The sequence below is a fragment of the Desulforhopalus sp. genome (assembly GCA_030247675.1).
Taxonomy (GTDB): domain Bacteria; phylum Desulfobacterota; class Desulfobulbia; order Desulfobulbales; family Desulfocapsaceae; genus Desulforhopalus_A.
In genome coordinates, this window is sequence record JAOTRX010000002.1 from 420816 (window position 1) to 441371 (window position 20556).

Consider the following 20556-nt stretch of genomic DNA (forward strand, 5'->3'; position numbering starts at 1 on the left):
AAACAATACGTATGCCCTTGCGGCATTGTAAGGAATATCATGACAATTACAGCGGTATCGCCTGAGATGGAAAAGAACAGAGCCTTTTGCAACTTTTGCCCCGGATTCTGCTGCTACCGTTTACCGGGATCGACCCTTTATGTCACCGCAACCGATATCAACCGTATCGCCAGACATTTTCAAATTTCCGACGGGGAGGTACGCAAACGATATATAGAGGGGCGTAATACCTTCCAGGTTCGCAATGACGGTTCTTGCATTTTTCTCGCGAGCGGCAAACTGAGCAAGCGCTGCACCATTCATGAGGCACGACCGGAACAATGTCGTGCCTTCCCTTACGACACCCCCTGTCCATATCTTAAGCGCGAAGATTTGCTGGAAAAAATTTATCCAAAGGTGGAAAAAAGTCTGGGTCTGTAGTTTCGAGCCCCGCACTTTCGATGAGAGAACACGAAAAAGGAGCATAACTGATGTTCGGATCAATTGCGTCTTCCCATGACGTAACCAACAACCGGCGGGTGTGGCTGGGCAGGGGCTTCGGCTTAATTGTCTGCCTTGTCGCTTGTGCACTGTATGGATATTTTTACGTCGGTAAGGCCTATGTCGAAGTGGAGCTCAAGGTCAGCCAAAGAACTGATTTTAAAATCTACTGGGCGGGGGATGGTAAGGCCTATGCCGAGAAAAACATGGCGATGGCCGAGGTATTTCCGGAACGGACCACCTATGATTTCTTTCTGACTAATATCGCTTCGGTGGCCCGGCTGCGCATTGACCCGCATGCTTATCAGGGCGAGGCCACAATCAAAAAGATTACCATCAGGCAGGAAGGATATGCACCGATTGTCCTGGATTCTCCCGAGCAGTTTTCCAGGCTTGTCCCCCTCCATGATGTCGAAGAATTCCGGATTGACGGTGAAGGCCTGTGGATCAAGGCCGGCGGCGAGGACGCAAACTTTGAGATAGCGTTGTCCCCGCAGTACCTCGGACTTGATTATGGACGGCTTTTCGTCAGGCTGGCGGGGATTTTCCTCATCATGGCGGCGATTCTTCACTTTGCCGGGCCATTTCTACCAGACCTGCGTTTTGTGCCGGTCCTGCTCTTTGGCGTTTGGTTGATGATCGGTATCATGGCTGGCATCAGCATGGAAAACGCCCACCCTGATGAATATGTCCATCTTGCGGCCACCGCCTACTACAAAGATCATTGGCTGCCACCGGTCCTTGGCGACACGGCAGTCGGCAACACCTACAGCGTCTATGGTATGTCACGCCTCAACAACGGCGAGATTTATTACCTGTTTGCCGGAAAATTTTACAGCCTGATGAAGATTTTGGAGATATCCGATATCTTTGCCATGCGCCTGTTTAATGTCGGTCTTTTTGGGCTGATCCTCCTGTATACGGTCGCTAACCGGTATGCCCGCATGGTTGCCCTGCCGTTTCTTGTTTCCCCGCAGATCTGGTATCTGTTCAGCTATTGCTCTTCTGATGCCTTTGGCCTGTTCTTCGCCTTTGTCGCCGGGTGTCAACTGGTTGACCCGGAGAGTCTGCTGTATCGAAGCCTCAAAAAGGAGAGCTGGACGGTCAGGGTGTCGGGGATTCTTGGCCTTGGGATGCTTTTCGGAATCGTCTTTTTACTCAAGGCAAATTATCTGCCCTTCGTAAGCTTCGTTTACCTGGTATTGGCGGTCAAGCTTTTCTGCACCTATGAGTTTTTCGGGGAGGTGAAAACGGCTGTAATAGGGGTTGTGCTCATGAGCTGTGTGGGAATGGCAGTTTTCACCACCCGGGTCGGGGCCGACTATTGGGTCAACGGTTATGACAGCACGGCCAAGCTTGCAGAATTGCAGGAGACCTATGCCCACCAAGACTATAAACCGAGTACCGAACTGGAGAAAAAGCATTTCTCTCTCCTGATGAAAGACCGGGGCACGACCCTCGAACGGATAATTTTTGAGTACCGCTGGTTTGAACGAACTTTTCAAAGCAGCTTCGGCACCTTTGGCTACTCAAAAATTTTCGGGACGCAGGCCTATTATGACCTGGTGCGCTGGTCCGGCGCCGTCCTCTTGGTTATTTTTTTTACATCCATCCTTTGCCGAGGCGATTGGGCCGGCAGGGGGTTGGCGATGGGGGCAATCTGTCTCTCTGTGGCGCTCATCGGGGTTTCTCTATACCATTCCTGGACGATGGATTTTCAGCCCCAGGGCCGCTATCTTGTGCCCATTGTGCCGATTTTCGGTATTCTCTATGGGGTGAATTATGATGCGGTCAACCGTTCACTGCTCGCCCTGGGTCTCACTCCGCTTTTTCTTTTATCAACCTACGCCTTCATTTTTGAAGGCCTGCTGCGGATCCCCCGCATCCCGTATTTTTAATATAAACGGTCACCGCCTGTTTTGGTCTGCTGGGCGGGGTGTCCTCGCTACGGTTTGATAAAGGAGGTCTTGGTGGGTCCGGTCCCTGCCTCCTGATACACCACCGGTCCTTCTTTGGCCCAGATGTAATGCGGGACATCGGCAGGAGCCACGTACACGGCACCTGCCGGCACGGAGACGACCTGGCTTGCGTCGAATTGCTCGCCAAATCCGACAGAGATTGTTCCGGAAAGCACCGTGGTATTACGTTCATCGGGATGGGTATGGGGAGGAATCTTCCCTCCGGCTGCAAGCTTTACCCGCAGAATGTAGTTGCCCGGTACTCCTTCGGCGCCGAGCACCCATGCTCCCTGGAGTGCCGGCAGGTTTGGCGGGCCTCCCCAGCGCAGTGATTCGGGCAGAATCGGCTCAGGGCAGAGACTCAGGGCGGCGCTTGGGAAGGAAAAGAGCCAGAAAACCAGTAAAACGATAGTGAAAGATTGTACCATACGAGCTCTGTCTCCTTAATATGGGGCGTTTCTCATCAGCCGCATTACGTGCCAATGATTGTCAATTCTGGGGAAATTATCCAGCTATATTGGAATGTTAATTATAAGAAGTGGCTTATCGGTTTACCAGTTGAGAAGGAAAACTGAGAGTCAAGACGGCCCCAACGGCAAGAAAGCCGGCAAGCACATACATGCCGGCATCGGTGCTGTTGGTGGCATCTTTTATTAAACCAATCATATAAGGACTGATAAAGCCTGAGAGATTTCCACATGAATTGATGAGCGCTATCCCGGCAGCTGCAGCCGCGCCGCGCAGATAGGCAGTTGGCAGACTCCAGAACAAGGGGAATGTCGTCACGATACCAAATGAGGCCAGGCTCAGGGCGGCCATGGCGAGCCAGGTATTCCCGGAAAAGACAACGCTGCAGATCAGTCCGGCGGCACCGAAGATTGCCGGCATGGCAACATGCCAGCGTCTTTCCCTGTGTCTGTCGGAACTGCTGCTTACCAAGACCATACCGATTATGGCGACTATTGAGGGAATCGCCGAGAGCAGTCCGATAGAAAACATCCCGGCCACTCCCATCGCCTTTATTATGGTCGGCAGCCAAAACCCCACGCCGTACAGGCCCATGACATAGCAGAAGTAGATGAGCGCACAACGCCAAATCCGCGAATCGAAGAGCAGTTGCCTGAAGGTGTAGTCCTCTTTGTCTTCGTTATCCGCCTGGATTCTCCTTCGGAGGATGGTTTTTTCGGCATCTGAAAGCCAACTTGCCGTTTCTATTCCGTCTTTCAGGTATGTTAAAACCAATATGCCCATCAACACCGCCGGAAGGGCCTCAATGAGCAGCAACCATTGCCACCCAGCGTAGCCCCTGATTCCTGCCATATTCTGCAGTATCCAGCCGGATAATGGACCACCGATGACCCCTGACACCGGCACCGCGATCATAAACAGGGTAGTTATCTTTCCCCGCCTTTCCGAGGGGAACCAGTAGGTGAGGTAGAGGATGATGCCGGGGAAGAACCCGGCCTCGGCCACACCGAGTAAAAAACGCATGGCATAAAATGACCACTCGCTTGTCACAAACATGGTCAGGCCGGAAACCACCCCCCAACAGATCATAATCCGGGCGATCCAGATTCGCGCCCCAACTTTATACAAAATGATATTGCTCGGTATTTCGAACAATATGTAGCCAAGAAAGAATACCCCCGCGCCAAAACCGTAGGCCGTTTCGCTGAATTGCAGATCAGAGAGCATCTGCAGCTTTGCAAAGCCGATATTTACCCGGTCAAGATAGGCAACGATGTAGCATATGAACAGAAAGGGGATAAGGTGCCAGGTGATCTTTGCATAGGCAGCTTTTTCGATGGCCGATTCTTTTGGTTGTATTTCATCACCCATAAATGGACCTTAAAGAACACATTAACCACGCTAACCGTACCGCCGGGAGGGATCCACCGGCGGTACGGACGCTTGCTAGATTTTGAAGCTTCCGACCGCCTTTTGTAGTTCCTGGGCGAGATGGCGCAAATCGCTGCTGCTCGCGTCAACCCTGGTGCTGCTGTTTGACAGGTCTCCGGATGCCGAATTAACCAAGGCGATCTCGGCGGTAATGGTAGAAGCAACCACCGATATCTGGCTGACGTTTTCGTTTACTTCGCCAAGGCCACCGGCCGCCTGATTGATATTGGAGGCAATCTCTTCCGTGGCCTTCGACTGTTCGCCCACCGCCGTGGTAATGGTTGCGACGATGGCATTGACGTTATTGATAACGGTGGTGATCTCCTCGATATCCTGCACGGTACCCATGGTGGTCTGCTGGACGTCATCTATCTTGGTTTTAATATCCAAGGTCGCGGTGGCAGTCTGCTTTGCCAGCTCTTTTATCTCATTGGCAACAACGGCAAATCCCTTGCCGGCCTCTCCCGCCCTTGCCGCCTCAATGGTTGCATTCAGGGCGAGAAGATTGGTTTGCTCGGAAATTTCCGTGATTGTTTCCGTTACCTTGCTGATGGCGTCGGCGGAGGCACCAAGTCGTGCCATCCGTTCCGAGGTCGCCACCGCCTGTTTTACGGCCTTTCCGGAGATTTCATTGGCCTGCGCCGAGTTCCTGGCAATTTCGTTGATCGTTGCGGTCATTTCCTCAGCGGCACTGGCAACCATGCCGGTGTTGGTCGTCGATTCTTCCATGGCAGCAGCAACATTATTGAGATTGGCGCTCATCTCTTCGGCCGCCGTTGCCACAGTATTGGAACGTTCCGATGTGGTTTGGGCGTTTTTAGCGAGATTTGAAGCGATTTCCGCCAAATTTCCGGCTTCATTGCCAAGGGAAGAGGTGTTTTGCGCAATGGTCTTCATAACGTCCTGCAGCTTATCCAGGAAGGTATTGAACCACGTAGCCAATTCGGCAATCTCATCCTTTGAGTTGATTGCTATTCGCTTGGTCAGGTCGCCTTCACCCTCGGCAATATCCCGGAATTTACCGATCATTATTTTTAAAGCTCCGACCAAACCAAAGACAATCATAAGGCAAAGACTTATAATTCCAGCAAAAATTGCCCCGGCGATAATCAGCATGGTGGTAAGATTGGCGGCGACCCCGGCGTTGATATCCTTTTCCATCGAGGCCTTATAGGCGGAGATATTATCCAGATAGACACCGGTGCCGATCCACATATCCGTCCCTGGAATCATTTCCGCATAACTGAGCTTGGGAGTGTCCTCTGATCCTGGTTTTGGCCAGATATATTCGACAAACCCGCCACCGGCCTTGGCCTTGGTCTGCAGATCGCGTACGAGATACACGCCATTTTTATCCTTCATTTCCCCCAGGTCTTTTCCTTGCGATTCCTTCTTCGGCGGCAGGGCAACATTGGTAGTACCCTGATATACAAAATAATAGCCGGATTTATCCTCTTCAAAACGGATATCGTCCACCAGGGTACGGATGATCTCGATCTTTTTTTCCGGGCTGTCGACCTTTTCGATGGCGTGACCGATCGCCAGGGCAAGAGAATGGCTGGCGACCTGGAGCTTCGCCTTCTGATCGGCCAGCATGATTTCGCCGGTTTTATTAAGGCCTAAGGCCTTTACCCGATTGCCACTCTGCACTGCAAAGAACACCATGACCAAGAACAGAGTAAAAATAGCGAGAATTATTAAGTACATCCTTCCTTTTACGGAAAATCGTTTGAGCATATTGCATCTCCTTTTATATGACTTTTACTTTGTTGTCCTGAGTGGTTCGCCGGAAACCGTAGGCATTTTAAGGCCATGCCTTCAATTGCAACGAAAAGAGATAGATGTCGAAGTATATGCTCTGAGAGCCGTGATGTACAAGCTTCGGCATGATTTTTTTTACCCTAGGCCCGCTCTGTGCCAGCCTGCTTTTTCCAAGGGAGGTTTGCGTATAAAGGGTTGAAGCGGTATAGTCGCCGTGACGATTGGTTTTAAAAACGCTCTGTATAATGGCAGGCGATGTGATGGCCAAGGTTCGGGGCATGGGAGAAGTGTTGGATAAAAATACTGTCTTTTGCTGAATGATCCATTAATGTCATGAATCTATTTTCAAAGATATTTTCCTCTTTGTTGGTTGGCATTGTTGGATTGCTGCTGATTGTCGGGAATTTGCACTACGAGATGCAGATCAGGCAGTTTGAAGCGGATTTAGTGGCCAGCACTCAGGCGGTTGGTAAAAGCTTGGCGGGAGCCATAGGCAGGGCATGGATGGATGGTGGCGCGGAAATGGCCAGCCTGCAGATTGCCGCCGCTGATGAGGCCCTCCCGGAGATAGCCATCCGTTGGGTATGGTTGGGTGAAGTGAAACAACGGTTTGGCCCGCGACAACCGGAAATAGCTGACCTCGATGACCAGAATGGTGGTCGGCCGATCACCTTTATCACCTTCGATGAAAATCGGAAAAGGCTGCGGTACACCTTTGTTCCTGTCGCTATCCCAGGAGAAGAGAGGCGCGGGATGCTGGAACTTACCCAATCCCTTGAAGCCCTTACCGCCTTCACCCACAAAACCCTGCTGACAATTCTCGCCATTTCGGCCGTACTCCTCCTCTTTAGCGGAACTGTGACCTATTTTCTTATCTATCGGAAAATAAGAAGACCTCTCGAAAAACTGTCCAGCAAGGCGCTGGAGATCGGCAAGGGCAATCTTACCGCCGATCTGGAGATACAGGGTGACGATGAACTTGTGCAACTTGCTGGAATAGTAAATGATATGTGTACAAGGCTGTTTATCGCCCAGAAGAAAATCCATTTCGAAAACCTTGCCCGTTTAAAGACCCTTGAACAACTTCGGCACACCGAGAAACTCTCAACCGTAGGGCAGATTGCCGCCGGTATAGCCCATGAGATAGGTACCCCCTTGAATGTTGTCGATGGGCGGGCAAAGATGATTATCTCCGAACCGCTCGAGCACGAGGAGATAGTCAATTGTGCAAAAATCATCAAGACCCAAGCCGAGCGGATGACCCTGATTATTCGCCAGCTCCTTGATTTCTCAAGAAAGAAGAAGATTGTCAGCAAGTCCCATGAAAACCTGGTAACCCTGCTCAAGCAGGTTTTTCATCTTCTCACTCCCCTGGCCGGCAAGCAGGGTGTCGAGTTGCTTCTCAGAGTTGCACCCGAAGCGAAAGTGCGCTGTTTTGTCGACAGTCAGCAGATTCAACAGGTTTTTATGAATATCATCATGAATGCCATTCAGGCGACACCGGATAAAGGGGTAGTGCAGGTAGAGCTTAGCAATATCTTTTTGAAATCGATGCTCCATACCGATAATCAGGTCAAAGAGTTTCTCCGTGTCGACATCCGCGACGAAGGGGCGGGGATACCCGTTGCGAACCTCATGGAGATATTCACCCCATTTTTTACCACGAAGAGTGTTGGTTTGGGCACGGGACTGGGGCTGTCAATTGCCCGAGAACTGCTGGAGGAACACGGCGGTTGGATCGAGGTGCGGAATCGACCGGTAAAAGGTGCCGAGTTTACACTCTATTTTAAATTGGAGGAGACCGGGGTATGAAGGGCCACATTCTTATAATTGAAGATGACCAAGATATGGGGGAAATGCTCGATGCCGGGCTCAGCCGCCGCGGCTTTACCACCCTCTCCCTGCCTAGCGGACAGGCCGGAATAGAGGCGATACCGGGAGAGCAACCGGATGTCCTGCTTACCGACATCAATCTTCCAGATATCAACGGTATCCAGATATGCCGGGAGGTGGCTGAGAAGTGGCCGGAAATTCCGGTAATCATGATGACCGCCTTCGGTTCCCTCGACACGGCCATTGAGGCGATCAGGGCCGGGGCCTATGATTTTATCACCAAGCCCCTTGATATGGATCTGCTTTCCCTCACCCTCCTGCGGGCGGTGGACCATAGGAACCTTAAACGCCAGGTGCAAATCCTCAGTGCGAAGATCGAGCGTAGCCACACCTTCCCACGACTCATCGGCGAAAGTTCGATTATGAAGGAGTTCTTTGTCAGGCTGCAGCGTATTGCTGATACCGAGACCTCGGTGCTGATAACCGGAGACAGCGGAGTCGGTAAAGAGATAACCGCCCGGACCCTGCATGACTACAGTCGTCGCAAGGGAGGGCCTTTTGTTGCCATCAACTGTTCGGCCCTCCCTGAAAATCTTCTCGAAAGTGAACTTTTCGGCCATGTGAAAGGGGCCTTCACCAATGCCTGGCAGGACCGCACCGGCCTTTTGCTGGAGGCCAGCGGCGGCACCTTGTTTCTCGACGAGGTAGGCGATATTCCAATTAGTTTGCAGCCAAAATTGCTGCGTGCCCTGGAAGAGCGCACCGTTCGGCCGGTCGGGGGAAACCGGGAGAAGGCCTTTGACGCCCGAATTATCGCGGCGACTCATATCGATATCGAAGCCGCTGTGGCAGAGGGGCGATTTCGCGAGGATCTGTACTATCGGCTCAATGTCATTAAGGTAGATATCCCGCCGCTGCGGGCGCGAGGCTCTGATATCCTCCTTCTCGCCCAAAAGTTCATCGGCGATTTTGCCGAAAAACTTTGCAAACCGGTAACCGGTCTTGCCGACTCGACGATAAAACGTCTGCTGCAGTATCAATGGCCGGGCAATGTCAGGGAATTGCGCAATGCCATGGAGCACGGTGTGGCGATGACCCTCTTTGAGAAAATTGTCCCTGAGGACCTGCCGCAGAAGATTCAGGACCATACCGGCCGAACCCTCTTTTGGGAAACCGCCGCTCCACCTGAGCTCATCTCTCTTGAAGAGATGATTCAACGCTACATCGCCTACATCCTGAAGACCACCAAAGGCAATCAGAGTCTTGCCGCCGAGGTTCTGCGAATAGATCGCAAAACCCTGTATCGCCGCTTGCAAAAACCGACCGAGTAATTCCAATTTTCAATCAAACGTTAGTTCGAGTTTCTGCTCTCTGCGGCTCCCCGCCGTACTGCACGACTCTGTCCATCACCCATCCATTTCCCCATGCTCGGTACATAAAATAACAAGCTGTGACCATGCCGCCGGGCGATTTCATTGTGTACCGGTTGGTAGAGTTCTGTGGGGCGAATTGCCTGGACTGGGGCAAAATGCCCCAGGATGATTTCCTGGTGAAGCCCTTCTTTTTGGGAAATCTTGCCGTCCAGCAGACTGTTTTCTTTTGGTTTCCGATGCAGATTTCCCGGATTAACAAGGTGATACACTTTGTCGATGCTGGCACAGGAGAGGGTGTTGTGGGTAAAACGCCGAGCCAGTGCTCACGGGTGGCATAAATCGTGCTACCCGGTACCGCAGTGAAAAGTTTTTTATGAAAAAACCAAGCCCCAAGAGAAGAACCTCCAATGCGCATAATTATTGGAATATTTCAAAATAAAGAAGATGTAACCAAAGTCATGAAAAGGCGCATGCTGGACAGCACCTCCCTGACCGAGGTGGGCCCATTTTTTTCAAAAAATCAGGCATGTTCCTGGATGAATTCATTGCACAGCCGGATCAATAACAGCGAGATAGCATTTGTCGCAGAGACTACCAACCGGGAAAGGCAATGGTATGGATTCACTGTTGAAGAGTAAGAGATAGCGGCATTTTGCCCCAATTGCCCATCTCTCGATGATTGTTTCGCTGGCGCCATAAGACGACTAGCAAGGGCTGGAATCTTAAATCGGAGCGTTTACATGAATACCTTTATGCCTGAGCTGGCGGAGTCAGCCGTAGCCTCATTCAAGATCAGAGGTAGGATGGTATCCTACGAGGAATTTATTGAGCGGTTGAAAGGATTTTGTACCTCACTCGGCTTTGGCCCGGTGACTATTCATATGCCCAGCCCTTCGGTAAGGGCCTCATCAGTAGGCAGCGTTGATCAATTTGAGGGAAAGGACGAGGTCGTTGTTGTCTCAACAAGTGTTGCCTATAACCCAAGTTGGGGAGTTCTCGGCGGTATGCCGCATCTTTTTCACCAGAAAAAAGATGGCGGTATGCACGAGGAGACACCTGCCGATTTTATTGCGCCTTTTTTGCTGTGTTACAGTTATGCCCAGGAAAACATCCATCTCAGCCTGAGTGCAGAAGGACAGTGCCTTATCACCCTGCCGGAATCCATCGTCCGAGAAGGGGTGGCATGCGCTGCCGGCAAACTGAGGATTCATCTCGACCGGATTGTCGAAGCGGATACGGGCGGGGTCCTGCGCCCTGTTATGACAAGCGATACCCAACAAACCTTCGTGGTCACAGGCAGCTTGTCTAAATCCATGGCCGAGCTCTTGAAAGATTGGCAAGCGGGTAGAACCATGGCAATCGGCCAGTACCTCAAGGGCCTGTTCTCGTTTCAATTTGCCGAGCGGATCATTACCAGCGACAGCCCCTATGTTGCGACGATTCTGCCGCACCTGGCGGAGATCGTCACCCATGCAACCCCCAATCTGCGGGCCGCGCAAAGGCATCTCTTGGGAATCTTTGCCCGGGACGTGGCGAGGCTTGCCGAGAAACATAAGTCGAGCTCTGGAAAACTGATGTACATCACCGGCTTGGACATCGATATGACTGCATTTACTGGGGAAGAGGATCATTATTTTGTGCCATGCCAGGCATATATAGCCGAGAGTGGCGATTCTCCGGAACACGATTATTTACTGGTCCAGGATGATCTCTTGGGGCGGTTACGGCAGCAAGACAAACATTACGTGGTATGAATTCATCCAACCTTTGAACATAACTCCTGAAACTCCATGAATACTTTTCTTGTCGCCCTGGCCATAATAGTGGTTGGAGGTCTTTTGCCCCTTGCCACCTATCGAAATATGGCGATTGCCAAAGGGCTCTATTTGGGAACCACCTTGTTCGGTTGCATTTTTGGCCTTATCTCCCTCTTCTCCGCCTCGGCAAATCTCCACGGTTTGACCTGGGCGTGGTCGTGGCTGCATTGCTTTACTTTAGTCTTTTCCTGCGATTCGCTGAGTTTTTTCTTTTTGATACCGATATTTTTGATCTGTCCTCTGGCGGCTATCTATGGATTTGCCTATTTCGATAAGACCGAAAACTCGTTGAGGACCGCCATCAGTTTTTTTTGCACGAATATGCTCATCGTCGCCATGGCCCTGGTGACGGTTGCCGCCAATATCCTCAGCTTTGCCCTGGTCTGGGAGATGATGTCGCTGTCCTCCTATATACTTGTTATGTACGACTACGAAAAGCCGGAAACGAGAACCGCCGGCTATCTGTATTTTCTCTTTGCCCAGGCCGGTGCCCTGCTGATATTTGCTGCCTTTGGCGTGGCGTACAGCCAAACCGGTGAGCTGGAATTTTCAAAGCTTGCGTTGCTTCCGGCAGAGGTGAAGCTGATTGTCTTTTTCCTGGCATTTCTTGGCTTTGGTTCGAAGGCCGGTGTCTTTCCCCTGCATGTTTGGCTGCCCCATGCCCATCCGGCGGCACCCAGCCATATCTCGGCAATTATGTCCGGAGTCATGATCAAAATGGGGATATACGGCATACTCAGGATGTACGCAGCCCTTGCCACCAGTGATCTGCGCATCGGTGAGGCAGTGTTGGTCTTTGGCATGATCTCCGGGGTGTTGGGGGTACTGTACGCCTTGGGGACGCATAATTTGAAGAAGTTGCTCGCCTATCATAGCGTTGAAAATATAGGTATTATTCTCATGGGTGCGGGCCTCGGTATGATTGGGGTGGCAAAGGGCAATGTCACCATGGCCGGTTTCGGTTTTGCCGGTTGCCTGCTCCATGTCCTCAACCATTCGATCTTTAAATCGTTGTTGTTTTTTGGGGCCGGCGCGGTCATCAAGAAGGCCGGGACCAGCCATGTCGACCATCTCGGCGGCCTGATGAAGAGGATGCCCATCACCGGGAGGACCTTTCTGGTGGGTTCGGTATCGATTTCCGGACTTCCGCCATTTAACGGCTTTGTCAGTGAGTTTCTGGTCTATTTTGCCGCCTTTCAGGGGTTGAAATATACCCATTCGACACTGCTCCTGGCCATTTTGGCAATTATTTCGCTGGCAGCCATTGGCGGTTTGGCGTCTTTTTGCTTTACCAAGGTAGTGGGCATCGTTTTCCTCGGTGAGCCTCGCAGTCAACATGCGGCGGAGGCGAGGGAGGGTGGTCGCCTGCTGACTTTGCCCATGACCATTCTGGCGGCCCTGTGCCTGGCCATTGGCATCTTTCCCCAGAGCTTTATGGACTTAGCCTTTGCCGGTCTTGCCGACATGGTCAGGATCGGCCGAGTTGATGCCGCGATCGTTGAGTCCATAGGAATAAATCTTGCGCTTGCCTCCCGTCTTTTCCTCCTGATCTTTGTTGTCGTTCTTACGTTCAGAAGGCTTCTGTACCGCAACAAGGTGATCACCAAGGGGCCTACCTGGGGGTGTGGATTCACTCAAGGAACAACCAGAATCCAGTACACAGGTTCCTCCTTTGCCCGCAGCGTGGTCAATTTTTTTAGGCCCTTTGTCATCGTCAGAGAGAGCAAGGTATTACTTGAAAAGATCTTCCCGGGGAAAACCGAATACTTTACCCGGATCGAAGATATCGCTGATATCGCCATGCACCGGGGGCTTGCCACGCCGCTTCTGGTCCTGCTCGGCAAGTTTCGCTGGATACAGCACGGCAATGTGCAGCTGTATATAGGTTATATCATCATAGCGATCAGTGTCCTGCTGTTGGCCTCGTTCTTCTAAGCCGACCACAACTGGATTGATTATCTATTTGTAATCACACATTCTAATAATACAAATTCTGGGGTATTAACATCTTCTTCGGTTATACATGATGGGAAAAGGATTGGGTATGGAATCGTTGCTCACAATAGCTCTGGCGCTGCTGCTGGCACCGCTCTTTCCGGGCATTATTCTCAAGGTGAAGGCCGCCTTTGCCGGCAAGAAGGGGCCGCCACTGTTCATTAAATACTACACCTTGTCGAAGCTTCTACGAAAAGGCTCGGTATACAGCACCAGCACGACCTTCGTCTTCAAGCTTGGGCCGATTGTTTCCTGTGCCGGGGCAATGATGATTCTGCTGTTTTTTCCCTTGGGCGGAATGTCGCCGATTCTCTGTTTTCATGGCGATGTTATAGTCCTTTTTTATATTCTCGGCCTTGGACGGTTTTTCACTATCGCCGCAGCCCTGGATACCGCCTCGCCATTTCAGGGGATGGGGGCTGCCCGGGAGGCATTCTTTGGGACCCTTGCCGAGGCCTCGATTTTTGCCATCCTCATTCTTTTTTATCGGATGACCGGGGCGCTCAGTTTTGCCGAGTATTTCACCGGGGCAACACCAATCAGCCTGGCCGGTCCGGCGGGGGCCCTGTTGCTCCTGGTCATTGTCTCGCTGTTTATGGTGCTGCTCATCGAGAATTCGCGGGTGCCGGTCGATGATCCGGCGACCCATCTGGAACTGACAATGATCCACGAGGTGATGATTCTTGATCACAGCGGTCCCGACCTGGCCCTTATCGAACTCGGCTCCTTTTATAAACTGCTCTTTTACTCGGCCTTTATCTTTCTCATTGTTTGTCCGCTCAAGGCAACCTGGGGATTGGCCAATGTGCCGTTGTTCTTTGGGGGAATCTGCCTGGTGTATGTGGCGATTGGCCTGGTCGAATCGGGAATGGCAAGGCTGAAGATGAACCTTGTGCCGAAATTCGTCCTGACCTCTCTGATCCTGGTGTTTTTCGCGGCAATCCTCACCATGGAGTTCGTTAAATGATAGATATAAATAACATAATCATAGTCATCATCTTGCTGTCGGTGCTGTTGTCCCTCGCCTCAAGCCGGCTGGTTACCCTGGTGAAGGTCATGGCCCTGCAGGGGGTAATGGTGTCGCTGCTGCCCCTTCTCCTGCAGCATCATAGTCGTATGGGGAGCGGTGGTTTGATCTTTTTTCAGGTGATGATCCTCATCAAGGGCGTACTCATTCCCGGACTTCTCTATGTTGCTCTGAAACGCGTGGTTATTAAAAGAGAAGTCCAGCCGATTATCGGTTACCACGCCTCTCTTTTTGCCGGGTTGATTATTATTCTGCTTTCGATATTTATCACCGAAAGATTGCATCTCGCCCTGCCGAAAGGCCACGAGTTGCTACTGACGACGGCGATTGCCACCATGTCGGCGGGATTTTTCCTGATGATGTGCAGAAGAAAGGCAATCACCCAGGTCATTGGCTATTTGATGCTGGAAAACGGCATTTATCTGGTCGGTACCGCCCTCACCAAACATGTTCATACCATTTATGTCGTGGAATTCGGCGTACTGCTCGACCTCTTGGTAGGGGTCATGATCATGGGCATTATTTTACACAATATCAATCACGCCTTCGATGGTATCAATACCGATCAGCTTAATCGCTTAAAGGAATGACACAATGCTCGAACTGATCTTTTTACTCCCGATATCCACCGGTCTTGCTGCCCTTTTTGTGCCGGCCATATTTGGGCGATGGATGCTCCTGGTTGCAGCACTCTTTCATCTCCAATTGATGATCATGGCTTGGCTTGACAAGCTGCCGGTTTATACCGAGGGGTTCTTTTCCGCCGAGCCGATCGGTCTTCTGGTGCTCCTGCTCACCTCCTTTATCTTTTTTTGCATCTCGGTGTATGCGATCTGTTACGTGCGCGAAGCGGAGATGGAAAACGAACATGTTTTCCATGGTTGTATGCTGCTTTTCCTCGGCACCATGAGCATGGTAAGCCTTGCCGATCATCCCATCGTTTTGTGGATTGCCATAGAGGCAACGACCCTGCTCAGCGCGCCGCTCATTTATCTGCATCACTCACGGGAGGCTCTGGAGGCGACCTGGAAGTATATCATCATCTGCTCGGTGGGCATTGCCCTGGCGCTGCTCGGCTGTTTTTTCATCACCCTGTCCATCGATATTGCCGAGATCGATGTGCCATTAACCTTCACCTCCCTGAACCGGGTGGCCGCCCAACTTGACCCGTTGTGGCTGAAGGCGGGATTTATCTTTATAATCATCGGCTTTGGCACCAAGATGGGACTTGCCCCGATGCATACCTGGCTTCCAGACGCCCACAGTCAGGCCCCCAGCCCGGCTTCCGCCCTGCTGTCCGGGGCACTTCTCAACTGCGCCTTTCTTGGGATCTATAAGGCCCATACCCTGATGTATCTGGCCGGACTCGGGGAATTTTCCAGCCATCTCTTGATCGGTTTCGGTTTAACTTCGATGCTGGTGGCCGGGATTTTTATGGTCAGACAGGGGGATTACAAGCGGATGCTCGCCTATTCGAGCATTGAGAACATGGGTATCATCGCCTTTGGCGTAGGGATCGGCGGTATAGCGATATACGGCGCCATTCTCCATATGATCCACCATTCGCTGATTAAATCGTCGTTGTTTCTCTCTGCCGGCAACATCATGCTCGGTTTTAAGACCAAGCTGGTTGGTCGCATCGGCAATCTGGTAAAATTTCTACCAAAGACCTTCGTGTCGTTTTTTGCCGGATTTGTCGGCATCTCCGGTCTGCCGCCCTTCGGCCTCTTCGTCAGTGAACTGATCATCCTTATCGGAGCGATAAAAAGTGGTCATCCGGTTTGCGCCGCCATCTTCATTTTTTGCCTGATCCTGGTCGTGGCCGGCGCTGCTCAAATCGTCACCGATATGTCTTTTGCAAAAAATATCGCCGAGATACACGGTGTAGAAAAATTCCTTCGGGTCCTTCCTCCCTACGTTCTGCTGGGTGCCTCGATTCTTCTCACTGTGTGGATCCCCGACGAGATATATACGACAATCCTCAATACCATTAAAATAATTGGCGGAACAATCCATGGATAATTTCCTGCAGATCAATAACGGCCAAGCCATTAAACGCTCATCCATACCCTGCCTGCCCTTTCCTCGCTTTGCCGAATTGCTGGACGCCTTTGTCAAGAACGACGGTTTTATCGTCCAATTTTTTGCCCATGTTGAGGATGGCCGAAACAAGCTTGTGGCGGTTGTGCGCAATAATCAGCTCTATGTCGCAGCAACCGAGGTTGGGGAAACCTTTCCTTCGCTGACGGCTTCATCCAGCAGCAAATTCCATATGTTTGAGCGGGAGATCGCCGAACAATATGGTATCACCCCTGTTGATCACCCCTGGTTGAAGATGGTTCGTTATCATGCCAACTATCGCCAGGCGGCTGATGTCTTCGGCAACGACTATCGGCAAGATATCCCTGGTAATTACCAGTACTTTCAGGTTGAGGGCGATAGTGTACATGAGGTGGCTGTAGGGCCGGTGCATGCCGGAATTATCGAACCTGGACATTTTCGTTTTCAGTGTGCCGGTGAGGAGGTGTTTTCTCTCGAAATTCAGCTTGGCTATCAGCATCGCGGTATCGAGAGGATGCTCACCCAGGTGCCGATGAAGCGCCTGTCGATTATCTGTGAAGGGATTGCCGGCGATACCAGCATCGGCCATAACCTTTGTTGCTGCCAGGCCCTGGAGGCCTTGACTGGACTGGCTGTTGATCCGGGGGCGCAGGTTGTTCGCTGTATTGCTCTTGAACTTGAGCGTCTCGCCAACCATATCGGCGATCTCGGCGCCCTGAGCGGTGATGTCGCCTTCAATCCGCCGGCCGCCTATTTTGGACGCCTGCGCGGCGAGTTTCTCAATCTCCTGCAGGTGCTCTGCGGCAACAGATTCGGCAAAAGCCTGGTGCTACCCGGGGGAATTTCGCAGATCATGGGCGAAGAGCAGGCTAAAATTATCGAAGACAAGCTCAAGGAACTGGAGCCGGAGATAAGCCATGTCTGTGACCTGCTGTTCAGTGCCCACACGGTGCAGGCCCGGTTTGAAAATACCGGCACCGTCTCCACAAAGATGGCCGAGGATCTCGGGCTGGTCGGCTACAGCGGCCGGGCCTCCGGGCTTCCCTACGATGCCCGGGTGGCATTTCCAACCGAGGCCTATGGCGCGCTTCATGCCAACCGAAACGAAATGGTCAACGGCGATGTATACAGCCGGGCCTCGGTTCGCCGGGAAGAGATCATGCACTCCATGCACCTCATTAAATCCCTGGTAAACCGGGCTGGAGAGGTCTCTGCGAAAAGAACCATGCACGAAATTTCCCTTGAACCCGACTCCTTTGTGGTGACCGTTAACGAGGCCTGGCGCGGCGAGGTTTCCCATTGTCTCCTGACCGACAAGGGTGGCAGGATTGAACGGTATAAAATCAAAGACCCCTCCTTCCACAACTGGACCGGTCTTGCCATGGCCCTCAGGAACCAGGAGATCTCCGATTTTCCTCTGTGCAATAAAAGCTTCAATCTGTCCTATTGCGGCTTTGATCTTTGATGGTGGGTTGCTTTGCAGGGCCACTCAACGTGGGCCGTTGCCGGCGTGACATAAGGTAGAGAGAATATGCTTAAAATTATCAGAAACCGCTACGAGCAGGGTTGCAAGACCAGTAATTATCCGCAGGAGCCGATCGCCCTGTATAAACGCTTTCGGGGGCTGCCGAAGATAAACGGCGACTGCGACCCGGCCACGGTTGGGCAGTGCGCCGCAATCTGCCCGCAGGATGCTATTCTTTGCGAGGAGCGGAAGATTGATCTTGGCAAATGCACTTTTTGCGGCCGTTGCGAAAATGTCGGCGACGGGGCCTTCGTGACCTTCAGTCAGGATTTTGCCATGGGGACAAGCAGCCGTGAGGCCTTGCTCTGCGATGGGACCCTTCCCGCCTTGGCGGAGCACGCAAAAAAGCATTTCAAAAAGCTCTTCGGCAGGTCTCTGCAATTACGCCAGGTGTCGGCGGGCGGCTGCAATTCCTGCGAAGCGGATACCAACGTCCTCAATACCCCGTTTTTCGACCTTTCCCGTTTCGGTATCGATTTCGTTGCCTCTCCCCGCCATGCCGACGGCATCCACGTTACCGGGCCGGTGTCGAAAAACATGAAGGCGGCATTGATCGCCACCTATGAGGCGGTTCCGGCACCGAAGGTGGTCATCGCCAGCGGTGCCTGCTCAATATCCGGTGGGCCGTTTTATGGCAGCCCGGAGATTATTGGCGACCTCGGGAGTATCGTTCCAGTGGATCTCTACATCCCCGGGTGTCCGCCGCATCCCCTTACCACTCTCCACGCCCTGCTGAATTTTTTCAAATAAGAGACTACTGCGTGGTGCTTGCTCCCCAAGGATTGGGTATGACCATTCATGAAGAGGGCCTGAATAGATACTCCGTGGTTAGAGCCAGCCCTTGCGCTTGAAGTAGATATAAGGGGCGAGACCGGCAATGACCATGGATAGCAGGGACAGCGGATAGCCCCAAGCCCACTCAAGTTCCGGCATATGCTGGAAATTCATGCCGAAGATGCTGGCAATAACTGTCGGCGGCATAAATACAACGGCAACTATCGAAAATATTTTAATAATTTTATTTTGCTCAATATTGATAAAGCCAAGGGCGGCATTGAGCAAAAAGTCCAGTCTTTCTGAGAGAAAGGTGTTGTGCGACAAAAGGGTCTTAATATCCTCCAGGGTATCATTGGTGGTGTTGGTGTTTTCCTCTACCATGTGTCCGCGGCGCAGCAAGAAATTTAGATCGCGCTGACCATCCATAAGGCAGAGGCGGATTTTGCCGTTGAGGTCATCTTGACGGGAAAGGTTGTCGATGGTTTCCTCAAGAATGACGCCATCACGATTGAAAATCTGCCGGCTTATCTTCTCAATGGCCACATGAGCCTCTTCAGACAAATCTGCTAATCTTTCAATCTTGTCTTCGATCAATGAAACGATAGTCGACATTGGATCGCCAACCAGGTCCTTCATCTTCTGGGCCCGTTCCTGTAACTGGTTCAGAGTGGAGACCTCGCGTGAGCAAAGACTTATTAAGCATTTGTTATTAAACAAAAAAGCGACGTTGGTGATGGAGAAATAGCCACTTTCCTGGTGCAAGAAAGAGCAGTTGATCGACAAACCATGCGGATACACCTCGTAATGTGAACTCGCCTCAATCTCTTCCGTATCCTGGATATTGGGTAATGTCAAATTGCAGAACTTCTCAACATTCGCTATCTCGGCGGGTGTTGGGTTGATCATGTCGATCCATGCAGCATTTTCGAGGCCTTCATCGTGCTGCTCCGGGGCGAGGGGCACCAGATAGTTATCGGCAATTGTGTATACTTTTATCATTGATCGACCTTGCCTGATGAAGGAGAGGAAAAAGGTACATGCTTCGGCGGGGTAGGGGTGAAGGAGGGTTTGTGCCGGAGTCTGTCCGGATAATCTTAATACGAAGGGGCCTTTGCCGCAACTGCCAAGTCGGCTGGGGTCATCTTTGTATTGGTGGTGTTTAAGGCCGTTCGGGAAATTCAAGAATCTCCGAGGTGTGATCGATGGTATCGGCCATCAGCAGCCGGTGCCGTAGTTGTGGCGACCTGCCGAGGAGAATGGAGGTGGCCTCGGCGCAGAGAGCGGCGGCCATGGATACTGCAGCAAAAGGCAAGGTGCCCTGGGATGCCTCAATGCCACGCTGTCTCGCCTTGCCTGGTGCCCCGTAAATCAAAGCAAACCCGGGATCGCCCGGGAAGATAGTTGTCGCCTGTCCACTTGATCCGGCTATGGCTCCGGAGACTATGGGAATGGCCGCCTTGCCGCAGGCATCCTGCAGAACATAGCGGGCAGGGATGGTGTCGAGGCAGTCGACGGCCAGGTGGACATTGGTCAGGATCGCTTCGCTATTGGCGGCGGTGAAGAACTCAGCAATCGTCAACACCTCCACCGCCGGGTTGATCTCCTGGATTCGGGTGCAGGCAGCAGTTGCCTTTTTTTCGCCGATTCGAGCGGGTGAGCTGAGTAGTTGCCGGTTCAGATTGCTTTCATCAAAGACATCGCCATCGATCAGGGTCAATTGGCCGACACCAAGTCGGGCAAGAATCTCAGCGGTGATACCTCCCAGCCCCCCCAAACCGATTATCGCCACATGGCATTGCAGCAGACGGAGTTGGTCGGCACAGGACAGAGAACTTTGATTGCGGCTGTAACGCTCCGGGATAATTTCGCAGGCAAGGGCTGCGCTTTCCACATGGCGCAAGGAGATGCCGGTTGATTTTGCAATTTTTTGGGCATCAGCGAGGAGCAGACCGGTGTAGGGGGATCTGTCCGGCCGGTGTTTTGCGACAGCGCTGGCCCGCAGCAATTCGGTAAGCTTTTCCTGGTCCATATGGCCCTCTTTTTACCGACC

18 protein-coding genes are annotated in these 20556 nt (G+C 52.0%); 13 read left to right on the forward strand and 5 right to left on the reverse strand.

Annotation, left to right across the window (positions count from 1 at the left end):
• Positions 1-39: 39 nt before the first annotated feature.
• Together OEL83_01895 and OEL83_01900 are read left to right on the forward strand one after the other, a co-directional pair.
• The gene (locus tag OEL83_01895; protein ID MDK9705777.1) at positions 40-420 is read left to right on the forward strand and encodes a YkgJ family cysteine cluster protein; all 381 of its coding nucleotides are present in this window, start codon (positions 40-42) and stop codon (positions 418-420) included.
• Positions 421-470: 50 nt separating this feature from the next.
• Complete coding sequence (locus tag OEL83_01900; protein ID MDK9705778.1) at positions 471-2378, forward strand: hypothetical protein; 1908 nt, start codon at positions 471-473, stop codon at positions 2376-2378.
• A 47-nt stretch (positions 2379-2425) separates the two neighbouring features.
• Here the strand turns inward: OEL83_01900 and OEL83_01905 are convergent, their stop codons facing one another.
• The 3 genes from OEL83_01905 to OEL83_01915 all read right to left on the reverse strand — a co-directional run bounded on the left by OEL83_01905 (position 2426) and on the right by OEL83_01915 (position 6074).
• Positions 2426-2866, reverse strand: coding sequence for a cupin domain-containing protein (locus OEL83_01905; GenBank protein ID MDK9705779.1), 441 nt, complete (start codon positions 2864-2866; stop codon positions 2426-2428).
• 115 nt (positions 2867-2981) lie between these two features.
• Positions 2982-4277, reverse strand: a complete 1296-nt coding sequence (locus tag OEL83_01910; GenBank protein MDK9705780.1) for an MFS transporter — start codon at positions 4275-4277, stop codon at positions 2982-2984.
• A 75-nt stretch (positions 4278-4352) separates the two neighbouring features.
• Complete coding sequence (locus OEL83_01915) at positions 4353-6074, reverse strand: methyl-accepting chemotaxis protein (protein MDK9705781.1); 1722 nt, start codon at positions 6072-6074, stop codon at positions 4353-4355.
• A gap of 357 nt (positions 6075-6431) precedes the next feature.
• Here OEL83_01915 and OEL83_01920 point away from each other — a divergent pair, with 357 nt between their 5' ends.
• From OEL83_01920 to OEL83_01970, 11 genes are all read left to right on the forward strand, one after another.
• Entirely contained in the window at positions 6432-7910 is a 1479-nt protein-coding gene (locus OEL83_01920) for a HAMP domain-containing histidine kinase (GenBank protein MDK9705782.1), read from the forward strand.
• Positions 7907-9262 carry a sigma-54 dependent transcriptional regulator gene (locus tag OEL83_01925; GenBank protein ID MDK9705783.1) on the forward strand — a complete coding sequence of 452 codons (1356 nt, stop codon included), beginning with the start codon at positions 7907-7909 and terminating at the stop codon, positions 9260-9262. The genes OEL83_01920 and OEL83_01925 overlap by 4 nt, the downstream gene beginning before the upstream one ends.
• 125 nt (positions 9263-9387) lie before the next feature.
• A complete protein-coding gene (locus OEL83_01930) occupies positions 9388-9642 on the forward strand; it encodes a hypothetical protein (GenBank protein MDK9705784.1) in 255 nt (84 codons plus the stop codon).
• A gap of 69 nt (positions 9643-9711) precedes the next feature.
• On the forward strand, positions 9712-9942 hold the full coding sequence (locus OEL83_01935; protein MDK9705785.1) for a hypothetical protein: 231 nt from the start codon (positions 9712-9714) through the stop codon (positions 9940-9942).
• 102 nt (positions 9943-10044) lie between these two features.
• Positions 10045-11058, forward strand: coding sequence for a hypothetical protein (locus tag OEL83_01940; GenBank protein ID MDK9705786.1), 1014 nt, complete (start codon positions 10045-10047; stop codon positions 11056-11058).
• A gap of 36 nt (positions 11059-11094) precedes the next feature.
• Positions 11095-13056, forward strand: a complete 1962-nt coding sequence (locus OEL83_01945; protein MDK9705787.1) for a proton-conducting transporter membrane subunit — start codon at positions 11095-11097, stop codon at positions 13054-13056.
• A 109-nt stretch (positions 13057-13165) separates the two neighbouring features.
• Positions 13166-14083: an NADH-quinone oxidoreductase subunit H gene (locus OEL83_01950; protein MDK9705788.1), complete on the forward strand. Its 918-nt coding sequence runs from the start codon at positions 13166-13168 to the stop codon at positions 14081-14083.
• Positions 14080-14733 carry a hydrogenase gene (locus tag OEL83_01955; protein ID MDK9705789.1) on the forward strand — a complete coding sequence of 218 codons (654 nt, stop codon included), beginning with the start codon at positions 14080-14082 and terminating at the stop codon, positions 14731-14733. The genes OEL83_01950 and OEL83_01955 overlap by 4 nt, the downstream gene beginning before the upstream one ends.
• Positions 14734-14737: 4 nt before the next feature.
• A complete protein-coding gene (locus OEL83_01960) occupies positions 14738-16165 on the forward strand; it encodes a proton-conducting transporter membrane subunit (GenBank protein MDK9705790.1) in 1428 nt (475 codons plus the stop codon).
• Positions 16158-17669, forward strand: a complete 1512-nt coding sequence (locus OEL83_01965) for a hydrogenase (GenBank protein ID MDK9705791.1) — start codon at positions 16158-16160, stop codon at positions 17667-17669. Before OEL83_01960 ends, OEL83_01965 begins: the two co-directional genes overlap by 8 nt.
• 66 nt (positions 17670-17735) lie before the next feature.
• Entirely contained in the window at positions 17736-18479 is a 744-nt protein-coding gene (locus tag OEL83_01970) for a hydrogenase (GenBank protein MDK9705792.1), read from the forward strand.
• A gap of 78 nt (positions 18480-18557) precedes the next feature.
• Here the strand turns inward: OEL83_01970 and corA are convergent, their stop codons facing one another.
• Positions 18558-19505 carry a magnesium/cobalt transporter CorA gene (gene corA, locus OEL83_01975; protein ID MDK9705793.1) on the reverse strand — a complete coding sequence of 316 codons (948 nt, stop codon included), beginning with the start codon at positions 19503-19505 and terminating at the stop codon, positions 18558-18560.
• Positions 19506-19665: 160 nt separating this feature from the next.
• Positions 19666-20535: a HesA/MoeB/ThiF family protein gene (locus OEL83_01980; protein MDK9705794.1), complete on the reverse strand. Its 870-nt coding sequence runs from the start codon at positions 20533-20535 to the stop codon at positions 19666-19668.
• Positions 20536-20556: the final 21 nt, after the last annotated feature.

Bases quoted from the DNA above. Each gene is read 5' to 3' on its own strand.
- OEL83_01935 (MDK9705785.1), top strand. From the start codon at position 9,712: ATGCGCATAATTATTGGAATATTTCAAAATAAAGAAGATGTAACCAAA.
- OEL83_01920 (MDK9705782.1), top strand. From the start codon at position 6,432: ATGAATCTATTTTCAAAGATATTTTCCTCTTTGTTGGTTGGCATTGTT.
- OEL83_01910 (MDK9705780.1), bottom strand. From the start codon at position 4,277: ATGGGTGATGAAATACAACCAAAAGAATCGGCCATCGAAAAAGCTGCC.
- OEL83_01960 (MDK9705790.1), top strand. From the start codon at position 14,738: ATGCTCGAACTGATCTTTTTACTCCCGATATCCACCGGTCTTGCTGCC.
- OEL83_01905 (MDK9705779.1), bottom strand. From the start codon at position 2,866: ATGGTACAATCTTTCACTATCGTTTTACTGGTTTTCTGGCTCTTTTCC.
- OEL83_01950 (MDK9705788.1), top strand. From the start codon at position 13,166: ATGGAATCGTTGCTCACAATAGCTCTGGCGCTGCTGCTGGCACCGCTC.
- OEL83_01980 (MDK9705794.1), bottom strand. From the start codon at position 20,535: ATGGACCAGGAAAAGCTTACCGAATTGCTGCGGGCCAGCGCTGTCGCA.
- corA (MDK9705793.1), bottom strand. From the start codon at position 19,505: ATGATAAAAGTATACACAATTGCCGATAACTATCTGGTGCCCCTCGCC.
- OEL83_01955 (MDK9705789.1), top strand. From the start codon at position 14,080: ATGATAGATATAAATAACATAATCATAGTCATCATCTTGCTGTCGGTG.
- OEL83_01925 (MDK9705783.1), top strand. From the start codon at position 7,907: ATGAAGGGCCACATTCTTATAATTGAAGATGACCAAGATATGGGGGAA.
- OEL83_01895 (MDK9705777.1), top strand. From the start codon at position 40: ATGACAATTACAGCGGTATCGCCTGAGATGGAAAAGAACAGAGCCTTT.
- OEL83_01970 (MDK9705792.1), top strand. From the start codon at position 17,736: ATGCTTAAAATTATCAGAAACCGCTACGAGCAGGGTTGCAAGACCAGT.
- OEL83_01945 (MDK9705787.1), top strand. From the start codon at position 11,095: ATGAATACTTTTCTTGTCGCCCTGGCCATAATAGTGGTTGGAGGTCTT.
- OEL83_01900 (MDK9705778.1), top strand. From the start codon at position 471: ATGTTCGGATCAATTGCGTCTTCCCATGACGTAACCAACAACCGGCGG.
- OEL83_01930 (MDK9705784.1), top strand. From the start codon at position 9,388: ATGCCGCCGGGCGATTTCATTGTGTACCGGTTGGTAGAGTTCTGTGGG.
- OEL83_01965 (MDK9705791.1), top strand. From the start codon at position 16,158: ATGGATAATTTCCTGCAGATCAATAACGGCCAAGCCATTAAACGCTCA.
- OEL83_01915 (MDK9705781.1), bottom strand. From the start codon at position 6,074: ATGCTCAAACGATTTTCCGTAAAAGGAAGGATGTACTTAATAATTCTC.
- OEL83_01940 (MDK9705786.1), top strand. From the start codon at position 10,045: ATGAATACCTTTATGCCTGAGCTGGCGGAGTCAGCCGTAGCCTCATTC.